This window comes from Stenotrophomonas sp. DR822 (genome assembly GCF_019793815.1).
Classification (GTDB): Bacteria; Pseudomonadota; Gammaproteobacteria; order Xanthomonadales; family Xanthomonadaceae; genus Stenotrophomonas; species Stenotrophomonas indicatrix.
The window spans coordinates 3,443,497-3,455,710 of record NZ_CP081826.1; the positions used below are offsets into that span (position 1 = coordinate 3,443,497).

Annotated in this window: 9 protein-coding genes; 5 read left to right on the forward strand and 4 right to left on the reverse strand. The window is 66.6% G+C overall.

Annotated features, from left to right (window positions below):
• Positions 1-31: 31 nt before the first annotated feature.
• Entirely contained in the window at positions 32-454 is a 423-nt protein-coding gene (locus K5K93_RS15795) for a hypothetical protein (RefSeq protein WP_222388372.1), read from the reverse strand.
• Positions 455-826: 372 nt separating this feature from the next.
• Between K5K93_RS15795 and K5K93_RS15800 the strand changes: the two genes are divergently transcribed.
• The 3 genes from K5K93_RS15800 to K5K93_RS15810 are packed head-to-tail and all read left to right on the forward strand — an operon-like array spanning position 827 to position 2,693.
• Positions 827-1,867: a S41 family peptidase gene (locus K5K93_RS15800; protein ID WP_222388373.1), complete on the forward strand. Its 1,041-nt coding sequence runs from the start codon at positions 827-829 to the stop codon at positions 1,865-1,867.
• A gap of 3 nt (positions 1,868-1,870) precedes the next feature.
• Positions 1,871-2,206 carry a hypothetical protein gene (locus K5K93_RS15805; RefSeq protein ID WP_222388374.1) on the forward strand — a complete coding sequence of 112 codons (336 nt, stop codon included), beginning with the start codon at positions 1,871-1,873 and terminating at the stop codon, positions 2,204-2,206.
• Between the two features lie 52 nt (positions 2,207-2,258).
• Positions 2,259-2,693, forward strand: coding sequence for an SseB family protein (locus tag K5K93_RS15810; RefSeq protein WP_059065110.1), 435 nt, complete (start codon positions 2,259-2,261; stop codon positions 2,691-2,693).
• A gap of 57 nt (positions 2,694-2,750) precedes the next feature.
• Here K5K93_RS15810 and K5K93_RS15815 read toward each other — a convergent pair whose 3' ends face one another.
• Positions 2,751-3,971, reverse strand: coding sequence for a multifunctional CCA addition/repair protein (locus K5K93_RS15815; protein WP_222388375.1), 1,221 nt, complete (start codon positions 3,969-3,971; stop codon positions 2,751-2,753).
• Between the two features lie 90 nt (positions 3,972-4,061).
• A complete protein-coding gene (locus K5K93_RS15820) occupies positions 4,062-6,047 on the reverse strand; it encodes a transglycosylase SLT domain-containing protein (protein ID WP_222388376.1) in 1,986 nt (661 codons plus the stop codon).
• Between the two features lie 151 nt (positions 6,048-6,198).
• Here K5K93_RS15820 and K5K93_RS15825 point away from each other — a divergent pair, with 151 nt between their 5' ends.
• Together K5K93_RS15825 and K5K93_RS15830 are read left to right on the forward strand one after the other, a co-directional pair.
• A complete protein-coding gene (locus K5K93_RS15825) occupies positions 6,199-6,606 on the forward strand; it encodes a biopolymer transporter ExbD (protein WP_222388377.1) in 408 nt (135 codons plus the stop codon).
• A 371-nt stretch (positions 6,607-6,977) separates the two neighbouring features.
• On the forward strand, positions 6,978-9,842 hold the full coding sequence (locus tag K5K93_RS15830; protein ID WP_222388378.1) for a TonB-dependent receptor: 2,865 nt from the start codon (positions 6,978-6,980) through the stop codon (positions 9,840-9,842).
• 79 nt (positions 9,843-9,921) lie between these two features.
• Here the strand turns inward: K5K93_RS15830 and fhuE are convergent, their stop codons facing one another.
• Positions 9,922-12,081, reverse strand: coding sequence for a ferric-rhodotorulic acid/ferric-coprogen receptor FhuE (fhuE, locus tag K5K93_RS15835; protein WP_222388379.1), 2,160 nt, complete (start codon positions 12,079-12,081; stop codon positions 9,922-9,924).
• Positions 12,082-12,214: the final 133 nt, after the last annotated feature.

Consider the following 12,214-nt stretch of genomic DNA (forward strand, 5'->3'; position numbering starts at 1 on the left):
CCACCAGTCAAGCAATCCCAACGCCGCTGCATTACAACGGCGAACGCCCCAGCAACGCGCCCGCGTGATCGGCCAGCAGCTGCACCGCGTGCAACAGCCCTTCCTCCGTCAGCGGCGGGCACTGCGCCTCCGCGTCGTCCAGTTCACGCGCTGCCTGCGTCGCCAGCAGCACACCCCCCAGCGCCGACAACGCCAGCAGGCAACGCGTGGTGCAGGCCAGATCGCGCGCCCGCGCCGGCGTGATGCGCAGTTCCGTCCACGGCTCGCCGTCAGCGGCGTGGCAGCGCGTGACGTCGCGCAGCCGCTTGAAGAAGGCGGGCGTGGGGGCAGCTTCATCGGCTTCGGCCAGCGCGTCTTCCAGCGCTTCGGCGGTGGCGTTGGGCAGCTGCAGGTCGGGCAGGGCATCACCCAGCAATGCGTGCAGGCGCGGATAGGTGGGGTAGAGCGTGGTCATGGCAACAACCTCACAGGGCTGGGCCACCTGCGGGATGCAAGGTGGCGGGCGGTGCGGGTTGGCGTGCCGGTCAAAATCCAAGCGAAAAAGCCGACGGATCGCGAGGATCCCCACGCACCGCCCACCATGGGCGAGCAGGTGCATTGTCGTGATTGCCGTTGAAGCGGCAACGCGATCGCTTGAATGTTTGATTCGGGACGCCAATCCCGGCCAGCGCAGGTGGCGCCGGCACAGCGACCTTCGCGCGTTTGCCAGCATGCCGACATGGGCAAAGTTGTAAATCGCAGTCCGATCCTGACGTGCCTTATGCGACACGCCGCGCGGCGGCCAAGGCGCTATGCTTCGCCTTCATTCAACGACAGGGAGATGTCGATGCGGAACAGCAAAGGATTGCCGGGACGCGCCCTTCTCATCGCCGCGCTGCTGGCAACGACCGCTGCCACGGCGGCCGACGCCATCGAGATCCCATCACCCGCCGCACAGGCACAGCTGCTGGACATGCTTGAACGCGAGGCGCTGTACCGAGGCAGGGTCGATTGGCCTGCCACGCGCACGCGGCTGAAGGATGCGCAGGGCGATCCGGCCAAGGTCCGGACCGTCCTGGCCGAGGCCATCGGTCGCAGTTCAGGCGGTCACGGCAGCTGGATGACCCCGCAACGACAGCAGCAACGCGTGGAGGGTTTCGCCCGCGAAAACGCCACTGCCGCTGCCCGCAGCGAAAGCGACACCACCCGCGCACGTGACCCGCGTATCGGCCAGGTGCTGATCGAGGGCTATGCGGCAGATCCCGGTGCGCCGCCGCAGCAGCTGCAGCAACAGAACATCCAGCGTGCGGTGCGTTGGCAGAACATCATCCGTGAAAAGGACAGCACGCCTCGCTGTGGCTGGATCGTCGACCTGCGCGACAACACCGGCGGCAACATGTGGCCGATGCTGCTGGGCGTTGCGCCGCTGCTGCGCACCTCGGCGATGGCTATCGAGGACGTGGGCTCATTCGAGACCGCCGACGGTCCGGTACGCTGGCAGACCACTGCCAGTGGCGTGCGCATGGGCGAGGCGACGCGCCTGGATTTCGGCCAGCCCGGCTATCTGCCCCGCCAGGTTGGCGCGCCGGTGGCGGTGTTGACCGGCCCGCGCACCGCCAGTTCCGGCGAAGCGACCGTACTGGCGTTCCGTGGCCGCGCGCAGACCCGCAGTTTCGGACAGCCCACGGCGGGTGTATCGACGGCCAACGTGGTGCGCCGGCTGGTGGACGGCAGCGCGTTGGTGCTGACCACCAGCGTCATGCGCGATCGCAATGGAAATGGCGACGGGCGGAAGATCGCGCCGGACCAGGCCACCGTCGGCGATGACGCCACGGTGGCCGCGGCCGAAGCCTGGCTGCTGGCCCAGCCCGCCTGCAAGGAGGGCTGAACCTTGCTGCTGATCGGCCAACACGAACGGGTGCTGATTGTCGTCCCCACCGAAGCACACCACTGCCTGCGCTGCCAGACCGAAACCGAATTCGCCCCGCAGCTGCGCTACAGGATGGCGCGCATCGACCTGCTGTTCGGCTTCGTCTACCAGCGCCGCTACGAGCTGGCCTGCACCGGCTGCGAGCACGGCTGGGTGCTGGATACCGAAAGCATGGACCAGCAGCTGGGCGGGGTGCCGATCCCGTTCCGGCACCGCTTCGGCCTGCCGGTGATGCTGATGGTGGTGGCCGGGCTGGCGGTGGCGGGGTGGATGTGGCGGCATGGACACGTCGCTTGAAGACGCGGGCTGCTAAAGTTGCAGCCAGTAGCCACGCAGTCGGACCCCTACCATGGACCACGAAACGCCTTTCGAACCCGCCAACGACCTGGAAGTGCGCCTGTTGCAGGCCCAGGACGGAACCCTGACGGCCTCGCAGTTCCTTGATGGCCTGTTGACCGCACCGGTGTTCGTGCTGCTGGACAAGGCCATCGGTGAAGACGGCGCCTGGGACGAGAGCATTTCGCCGCTGGTGCTGACCAGCGAAAGCGGCGAGCCGATGTTTGCGGTGTTCACCGCGCCCGAGCGCGCGGAGATCTGGCACGAGCAGCTGCCGCAGTTTGCCCACGCCATGCCCATCGCGGTGCATGCACTGCTGTCGGGCATCGGCGAGGGCGTCGGCCTGGTGCTGAACCCCGGCCTGGACGTGGGCATGGAGATGATCCCCGACGCGGTGGCGCAGCTGAAGGAACGTGCTGCGGCGATCACCCGTGGGATGGCGCACTGATAGCGCTGTGGTTGCCGGCCAGCGGCCGGCACTACCGGTAAAAGTGCCGGATAAGCATCAGCGGGCGGCGGCGATCGCCTTCACCCGCGCCTTGGCCAGCGCCTCACCAATGGCCGGGCCTTTCAGGTGTGTGGTGTCCAGGTCACGCGCCTGCACTGACAGCGCCGCCCGGTGCAGGCGCTTCAGCGTCTCGCCCTGTGGGTAGTCGCTGTCCTCGAAACCGAGCCGGCCGCGCTTGTCGGCCTCGCAGCACAGCGCGATGCGTGCCACCCGCTCCGGCCGGCGCAACGCATCGCAGCGGCCCAGCAGTTCCAGCACGGTGGCATCGCGCAGTTCGTCGATGCGATGCACGTTCAGATGCTCGCGGCAGACGGCCTCGGCCAGTTGCTGGTGCTCGGCCGGAATCTTCAGGCGCGCGCACAGTGCTTTCAGCGGTTTGATGCCGCGCTGCTCGTGCATGATGTGGCGCGGCCATTCCTCGGCCGGGGTCAGGCCCTTGCCGAGGTCGTGGGTCAGTGCGGCGAAGCCGACCAGATCATCACCGGGCGCCAGCGTCGCCGCCATGTCGCTGACCATTTCCTGGTGGATGCCGGTGTCGACTTCCGGATGGAATTCCGCGCGCTGCGGCACGCCGTACAGCGCTTCCAGCTCTGGCAGTATCGGGCCAAGCGCGTGCGCGTCGTGCAGGGTGCGCAGGAACGCCGATGGGCGCTCGCACACCAATGCCTTGCGCAGTTCCTGCCACACACGTTCCGGCACCAGCGCGTCGAGTTCGCCACTGGCGGCCACCTCGCGCATCAGCGCCATGGTTTCCGGCGCGACGGTGAAGCCGAGCGAAGCGAAGCGGGCCATGAAGCGCGCCGCACGCAGCACGCGTAGCGGGTCTTCAACGAATGCGGGACCGACATGGCGCAGCACGCGCTGCTCGATGTCGCGCGCGCCGCCATAGGGATCGACCAGCGCGCCGCTGTCTTCATCGCAGGCGATGGCGTTGATGGTGAAGTCGCGGCGCTGCAGGTCTTCTTCCAGCGTTACCGCCGGATCGGCATCGACCACGAAGCCGCGGTAGCCACGGCCGGATTTGCGTTCGGTGCGGGCCAGCGCGTATTCCTCGCCGGTCTTCGGGTGCAGGAAGACGGGAAAATCACGGCCCACGGCGGTGAAGCCCTGCGCTTCCATCTGCGCGGGCGTGGCGCCGACGACGACCCAGTCACGGTCGCCGGCAGGCCGCTGCAACAGGCGGTCGCGCACGGCGCCGCCGACAAGATAGATCTTCATGGGGGGATGATGGCACGGTAGCGCCGGGCCGTGCCCGACCGAACACATGGCGTTCGCCGGGCATGGCCCGGCGCTACCGATAGCACGTGATCAATCGCCGCCCTGGTCGGCGTTGGCGGCGCAGGTGAAGGCCTTGCGCTTGTCCACCAGGCGACCCATCAGGCGGTCGCTCAGCGGCAATGCGTCGCCATTGAGTCGCCAGTCGTAAATCACGCTGAAGGCCAGCACGCGGGCGACATACTCGCGCGTTTCCTTGTAGCTGATGGTCTCGATCCACAGGTCCGGATCGAAGCCCGGGCGCTGGGTCTGCCAGCGTGCGGTCGGCGTCGGGCCCGCGTTGTAGGCGGCGATGGTCACGTAGGGCAGGCCGTCGTACTTGTTCATCAACTGCCGCAGGTACGCGGTGCCGATGGCGATGTTGGTATCCGGGTCGTACAGGCTGTCAGCGCCGCCGTAGCCGGTCAGGCCGATGGACCTGGCCACGCCGGCGCCGGTCGCCGGCAGTACCTGCATCAGGCCCATGGCGTTGGCAGGCGAACGCGCGCGCGGGGTGAAGGTGCTCTCGGCGCGGATCTCGGCGGCCACCCAGGCCGGGTCGATGGCATTGCGTGCCGATTCACGGCGGATCGTGGCGTCGTGGTGCAGCGGGAAGCGCAGGTCGTACAGGCGTTGCTCCTGCGGTTGCTTGCCGAGCGCGAACACCGCGCGGTCGAACCAACCGTTGTCCTGCGCCACGCGCACGGCGAGGCGACGCTGGGTGTCATCGAAGCGCGACAGCGCATTGTTCCATTCGGCCACCGCCCAGCCGGCGCGGTCGATCTGGTACAGCGCCATCGCCCGCTGGATGGCCGGATCGCGGGCCACCGCGGCCTGCGCCTGTGCGCTGTCGTTGGGCTTCCACGGGCACAGCGTGTAGGGCTGCTGCAGTTTGTCCGCAGCGAGGAAGCCATGGAAGGTCGGTGCGCGCGCGGCTTCGCGGAACAGCGGCTGCGCCTGCTGTGCCTGGCCGGTCTTTTCCAGCATGCGGCCTTCGAAATAGCGCCAGCGCGAATCGTTGCGCTGGGTCGGGCCCATCTTGCGGATCGCTGCCAGCGTCGCCGGCCAATCGCCGCGCGACATCGCTTCGCGCGCGCGCCATTCGTGCAGGCGTTCGTCGTAGGCCGCATCGGGCACGGCATTCAAGCGGCGGGCAGAGTCGGGCAGGTACGACGCCACCGTCCACAGGGCGATCTGGTAACGCACCTGGACCTGCTGTTCGGCGCTCAGGCCCAGCGCCTGCGCGTACTGCGGCAGCTGCTGTTCGGTAGCATCCGGGTCGGCCTTGGCCAGCTTGGCCAGGCCGTCGGTGGCGATGCGCCGGCTGCGCTCGTTGCGCGGCCAGTTCAGGGCGCTGGCATTGGGCTTGTCGACGAAGGCGGCGTAGGTGTTGGCCAGGGCCAGATCACTGGCCGGCAGGCCGCGCGCGGCCGAACGCATCACCGCCGGCTGCTGTGCATCGGCAGCGGCATCGATGCGTTCCCAGCGCAGCGCATCGCTCATGCCACCCTGCGCCTGCAGCACGGCGAACACGGCGTCGCAGGCATCGGGCAACGACTTGCCGTTCTTGCGCCACAGATCCTGGGCTTCACCGATCCACTGCGGGTCCAGCTTGCCGGTGGCCTGGCGCGCTGTCAGCTGGGCACAACGCAGGCCGAGGTTGTCGGTGGGAGCCCAGTTGGCCAGCAGCGTCGGCCAGTCCTGGCGGCGCGCTACAGAGGGCAGCCACGCGCTGCGGAAGCTGTTGGCCACGGCCTGGCCCTGGTAACGCTTGAGGAAGGCCTGTGCCTGCGCAGTATCGACGGTGTCGATGTTGCGCCGCAGGTTGGCGAACTCCAGCCAGCCATACGCGGGATGGCGGCTGAGCGCGGCGGCCTGGCCGGGATCGAACTGGCCACGTTCGGCGGCGGCGATGGCGGCCTTCAGCTGGGCGTTCTGGGCATCGAGGGACTGGGCACTCGCGCAGCCGATCAGCAGCGTGGTGGCCAGCGGGAGCAGGGACAGGGCGGTCGAAGATCGTCGGGTCATGGCGACCAGCATAGCGGGCAGTGGCTGAATTCAGTTTCGCATTGTGTACACGGCCGAAGACGGCAACGACAGCTGAATGATGGTGGGATCCGCACTGCCGCCAGGGCGGTTGTGCGGCGTAGGTTTGGGCTGGGGCGACCGGCCCTGCTGCAGGGAGCGGCACATGGCATTCAGTAGCGCAGGAAGAAGCGGCCCGCTGGCGGACATCAACGTCACGCCACTGGTGGATGTAATGCTGGTGTTGTTGATCATCTTCATCGTGACCGCGCCGATGTTGTCGCGGCCGATCAACGTGCAGTTGCCGCAGGCCACCGATCGCGTGGTGGATCGCCCCGAGCTGCCGCCGCCGATCGAACTGCGCCTGGATGCGTCCAGCCAGTTGAGCTGGGACGGGCAGCCGATGGCCATCGGTGATCTGCAGTCGCGCCTGCAGGCGCAGGCCAGCGAGCATGCCGGCAACCTGCCGGAGCTGCGCATCAGCACCGATCCGTCGGCCGAGTACGACGGCATGGCCAAGATCCTGGCCGCCGCCGAAGCCACCGGCATGCAACGCATCGCGTTCGTGCAGTGAGTGGATCACCGGTGCGGCCTTCCCAAGGGAAGGCCGCACGTGCACCGGTAACGCCGGGTCATACCCGGCGGCAGGCCTGCGATGCGCACCGGGCTTGGCAGAGGCGTGTTCGACAATTCGCCGGGCATGGCCCGGCGCTACCGTGACCCCGGCGGGAGAATGACCCAGCGCTACGGCGATGTTGTCGTACGCACATTTCGGTGAATGCGTAGGCAATTGACGTTATCTGCTCTCAGAATCGTCAAATTCGCGTGAAAGAGTGTCGGGCATCACGCCGCGATGTTTACCGCTTGTTTACAAAGGAGACGCTGCCGCCATGCAGGGGGGAGCGCGGCAGTCCATGTCCCGACATTCCTTTGGAGAGAGAGCGAATGAATTACCTGCATCACCGCCCCTTGGCGGTTGCCGTCGCGCTGTGCGTGACCGCACTGGCCCCGTTGGGGGCTGCTGCCCAATCGGCCACCACCGACCTGGATCGCGTCGAAGTCACAGGTACCCGCATCAAGCGCGCTGAAGTGGAAGGCCAGGTGCCGGTGCAGACGCTCAATCGCGCCGACATCGAACGCACCGGCCTGACCTCGATCGGTGAAGTGCTGCAACAGCTCACCGGCTCGGGCTCGGCGCTCAATGCCAAGTTCAATTCGTCGGGCAACTTCGGTTTCCCACCCGACGGTAGTGGCGTCGGCGCGGGTTCGGCGCAGGTGGACCTTCGCCATCTCGGAGCCAAGCGCGTACTGGTGCTGGTCGATGGCATCCGCTGGGTCAATGAATCCTCGGCCTCGGGCGTGGGCTCGGCCACCGATCTCAACACCATCCCGCTGGCGATCGTTGAGCGCATCGAAGTGCTGGAAGACGGCGCATCGTCGCTGTACGGCTCCGATGCCATCGCCGGTGTGGTCAACATCATCACCCGCCGCGATTTCGATGGCGGCCAGGTGACGTTGAACTACGGCCAGTACGGCAAGGGCGATGGCACGCAGAAGGGCGTGGACCTGGCCTGGGGCAAGAGCGGCGACCGTTACAGCCTGTTCCTGGGGGCAAGCTGGACCAAGCAGGACCCGGTGTATGCGAAGGACCGCGAGCAGTCGCGCTTCCCGATTCCCGGTACCGGCCTGGCCTTCGGCAGCGGCGGCATTCCGCAGGGGCGCTTTGCCTTCGTCGATCCCAACACCGGTGCCGAACAGGACATCGTGCCCAACACCGGCGTGAGCAGCCCGCGTTACGACGGCAGCGCCGGCTGCAACCGCACCGACGACTACCACTGCTTCACCAGCGCCGACCGCTTCAACTTCGCCGAATACAACATGGTGCTGACACCGTCGGAGCGTAAGGGCCTGTTTGGCCAGTTCCGGTTCGACATCACCGACAACGTGCAGTGGTACGTCAAGGCGCTGGGCAACCGCCGCGAGTCGACCAACCAGGCCGGCCCGGAACCGCTGTTCTTCGGCCCTGATGGTGCCACCGGCAATCCGCTGGCCGACAACATCGTGGTCTCGGCACTGAACCCGTACAACCCGTTCGGCTTCGACCTGGTGTCGTCGGGCAACATGAGCCTGATCGGCCGCCGTCCGGTGGAAGGCGGCGCACGCGTATTCGAACAGCAGGTGGACACCACGTACTTCGCCACCGGCCTGGTCGGCAACTTCCAGGCCGCTGACCGCAGCTGGTACTGGGACGTCAACGGCATGTACAGCAAGAACAAGGCCGAGCAGACCAACTACGGCAGCTACAACATCTACAACGTCAACATGGCGCTGGGCGATCCTGCGGTGTGCGCGGCCACGCCGGGCTGCGTACCGCTGAACATCTTCGGTGGCGCCGGTTCGATCACCCCGGACATGCTGCGCTGGATCCAGCCGGTGGTGCGCGACCGCAGCCAGAACGAGCTGAGCCTGTTCACCGCCAACCTGTCCAGCGATCTGTTCACCCTGCCGGCCGGCCCGGTGTCCTTCGCCACCGGCCTCGAACACCGCAAGTACAAAGGTTCGTACCAGCCTGATCCGCTGACGGTGATCGGCCACTACAACGGCGTACCGTCGCAGCCGACGTCCGGCTCCTACGACGTCAACGAAGCGTACCTGGAGCTGAGCGTGCCGATCTTCGCCGACTCGGCACTGGGCAAGAAGCTGGACCTGAGCCTAGCTGGCCGCTACTCGGATTACTCAACCTTCGGTGGCGAGTTCACGCCCAAGTACGGCCTGCGCTGGCAGGTGACCGATGACTTCGTGCTGCGTACCACCTATGCCGAAGGCTTCCGCGCACCGTCGATCGGCGAGCTGTACGGCTCGGCCGCGCGCGCCGATCTGCAGTTGTTCGATCCCTGCTCGGTGGGCCTGGGTGGCACACCGCCGCGTGGCAGTGCGGCCAACTGCGCGTCGCTGGGCGTGCCAACCGGCTTCCAGCAAGCCAACTCGCAGATCTCGGTGACCACCGGCGGCAACCGCGAGCTGGAGCCGGAGCAGTCACGCAGCTTCAGTGCCGGTTTCGTGTGGAGCCCCTGGTTCGGCAACGATGCATCGTGGTCGGAGCGCTTCGACGTGGAAGTGACGTTCTACCGCCACAACATCGATGGCGCGATCCAGGCGATCAACGCGCAGACCCAGCTGGACCTGTGCGTGGATACCCTGGACCCGATCTACTGCGACGGCATTACCCGTGCCAGCACCGGTGCGGTCAGCAGCTTCAACAACCGCCTGACCAACCTGGGTTCGATCAAGACCGACGGCTGGGATGTGGACCTGTTCTGGACCCTGCCGCAGAGCTCGATCGGCCAGTTCAAGCTGGGCTGGAAGAACACCTTCGTCGGTCGCTATGAGGCCACCGGTGCGGCCGGCCAGCGGCAGCCGCAGAAGCCCGGCGTGGAAGTGGCTGACAGTTCGATTCCGGAGTGGACCAGCAACGCCAGCATCGGCTGGACGCTGGACAACTGGAGCGCCAACTGGACGGTACGCCACATTCCCGAACTGACCGAAGACTGCGGTGACGCCGTGGCGTTCCCGGTGTGCAGCAACCAGGCCGCCGGCACCAACACGCTGTCGGCCACCACCTTCCATGACATGCAGGTGGGCTACAGGATCGACTGGATGAAGGGCCTGCAGCTGACGGCGGGCCTGAACAACGTGTTCGACAAGGACCCGCCGATCTGCCTGTCGTGTTCGTTGAACGGCTATGACGCCTCGACCTACGACATCCCGCGTGGCCGTTACTGGTACCTGCGCGCGGACCTGCGGTTCTGATGTGAGTACAGCAGCGCCGGAGAGATTCCGGCGCTGCTGTTGCCGCGGTAGCGCCGGGCCATGCCCGGCGACGTTTCCTTCAGAACGACCAGGTAAACGTCAGCGAGCCGTTGCGACCATCGCCATACGCACCGTAGCCATTGATCTGCGAGAGGTACTTCTTGTCCAGCAGGTTGTTGAGGTTGGCCTGCACGCTGAACTCCGGCGAGATGCGGTAGCGCACGAAGGCGCTGACCAGTGCGTAGCCGCTCTGCTCGATGCGGCCATAGGCCGGCACCGGGTAGTAGATGCGGTTCTGCCAGTTGGCGCCGCCACCGACAGTCAGTTCCTGCAGCGACTGCGGGGTGTAGCTGGTGAACAGCTTCAGCGCGGTCTGCGGCAGGTTGGTGTTGATGTCGGCATCGTTGGCATCCTTGGCCACGTAACGGGAGGCGCCGAACGTGGCGTTCCAGCCCGGTGCCAGTTCGCCGTTGAGCTCGAACTCGAAGCCACGGCTCACCGTGCCGCGTGCGGCGCGATAGGCGAATTCGTTCTGGCTGCCGGGCACCGGTTCGCCAGTGATCTGGCCGACGTTGTCCTGCTCGATGCGGAACACCGCCAGCGAAGCATTCAGGCGGTTGTCGAACCAGGCGCCCTTGACCCCCACTTCGTAGCTTTTGCCATCCACCGGGTCCAGATAGCTGCCGTTGCGGTCCTTCAACGTCTGCGGCTGGAAGATCTCGGTGTAGCTGGTGTACGCCGAGTAGGTGTTGTTGATGTCGAACACGAGGCCGGCATACGGCGTGGTCACCTTGTGCTGGCGATCCGCGCCTTCGCCCTCGCTCTTCCAGTCGGTGTAGCGCGCGCCGATGATCAGCTTCAGCGGATCGGCCAGCGATAGGCGTGCGGCGGCATAGCCGGCCTTCTGGGTGATGGTGCCCTCGCTGGCCAGCGCCAGCGGGTTCCAGTCCGGCTCGCTGATGTTGCCCGTCCAGTTGAGGTAGCTGGCGAACGGGTCCCAGCTCTGGCCGGCGCCGCCGACCTGGTAGTCGCCGTAGTTGGCGTAGTCGCGCTTGTTGTAGCTCAGCCCGGCCATGAACTGGTGCTCGCGGCCGAACAACTGGAACGGACCATCAACGTAGCCATCGACACCGGTGACCTTGCGCTCGGTGTTGTAGAAGCCTGCGGAGGGCGAAATGCCCGCACCGGTGGTCTTGTCGAAGTTCGACGCGCCGGTGGTCCAGTCGTTGTAGGCCGGGTAGAACAGCTTGTCGTCGGCCCGGGTCTCATCGTGGGTGGCACCGACCTTGAACTTCCAGCCGTTGCTGAAGGCGTGCTGCAGGGTGGCGAAGGCGCGCTTGCTGGTGGTGTCCCAGTAGGTCCACTTCGGGCTCGCGTTGAACGATTCGTCGTAGCCGGTGGGCGAGCCATCGGAATACAGCATCGGGAAGCCGCCCCAGGTAGCGCCGTTGGCGCGCTTCTGCTGGTAGTCGTAGCCCACGCTGAGCTGGGTGTCCGGCGTCAGGTCGGCATCGATGACCGCATAGCCCAGCGTCTTGCGCTGGTTGTAGCGATCCATCTGGCCGTCGGTGTCCAGGTAGCTGCCGATCACACGGCCGCGCACGGTGCCGCTGGCGTTGAGCGCGCTGCCCACGTCCACGGTGGTGCGGGTGCGGCCCCAGCTGCCGACGTTTACCGACACGCTGCCGGTCAACTCAGCGCTGTCGGCGTGCTTGCGGATCAGGTTCACCGATGCCGAGGGGTTGCCGGCGCCACTGAGCAGGCCGGTGGCGCCGCGCACCACTTCCACGCGGTCATACAGGGCCAGGTCCAGGCCGGAGTCACCGTAGCTCCAGTTCTGCACCATCTGCGTGGGCAGGCCATCGAACTGGTACGCATCGATGTAGAAGCCGCGCGCATAGAACTCGGTGCGCTCGCTGTCGGACTGGGTGCTGGTGACGCCGGTGGTGTTGCCCAGCACGTCGATGATGTCGTCCAGCTGCTGATCTTCGATGCGCTGGTGGCTGATGATGCTGACCGACTGCGGGATCTCGCGCGGCGCCAGGTCGAAGCGGGTGCCGGCCGAGGTACGGCGCACCGAATAGCCTTCGGCGCGCTCGCCCTTCACTACGACCTTGTCGAGGGTGGTCGGGTCGGTGGCGGTTTCGGCGAAGGCGGTGGGGGCGACGGCGCAGAGCGCGACGAGCACGGCAACGGACAGCCGCTGCGGCTGCGGGGTACGAAAGGCGGGACGAATCATGCGGATTCCTGCAACGGGCACGCGCGTTCGGCCGTCATCCAGGAGTCGAGGCGCTACGGGTAGGGGAAGGGCGGGCAGGCCGTCCTGGCACCACCGGAAACGAAACAAATGGTAATACGAACTATTCCTATTT

Bases quoted from the DNA above. Each gene is read 5' to 3' on its own strand.
- K5K93_RS15820 (WP_222388376.1), bottom strand. From the start codon at position 6,047: ATGCTGGTCGCCATGACCCGACGATCTTCGACCGCCCTGTCCCTGCTC.
- K5K93_RS15800 (WP_222388373.1), top strand. From the start codon at position 827: ATGCGGAACAGCAAAGGATTGCCGGGACGCGCCCTTCTCATCGCCGCG.
- K5K93_RS15825 (WP_222388377.1), top strand. From the start codon at position 6,199: ATGGCATTCAGTAGCGCAGGAAGAAGCGGCCCGCTGGCGGACATCAAC.
- K5K93_RS15830 (WP_222388378.1), top strand. From the start codon at position 6,978: ATGAATTACCTGCATCACCGCCCCTTGGCGGTTGCCGTCGCGCTGTGC.
- K5K93_RS15815 (WP_222388375.1), bottom strand. From the start codon at position 3,971: ATGAAGATCTATCTTGTCGGCGGCGCCGTGCGCGACCGCCTGTTGCAG.
- fhuE (WP_222388379.1), bottom strand. From the start codon at position 12,081: ATGATTCGTCCCGCCTTTCGTACCCCGCAGCCGCAGCGGCTGTCCGTT.
- K5K93_RS15810 (WP_059065110.1), top strand. From the start codon at position 2,259: ATGGACCACGAAACGCCTTTCGAACCCGCCAACGACCTGGAAGTGCGC.
- K5K93_RS15795 (WP_222388372.1), bottom strand. From the start codon at position 454: ATGACCACGCTCTACCCCACCTATCCGCGCCTGCACGCATTGCTGGGT.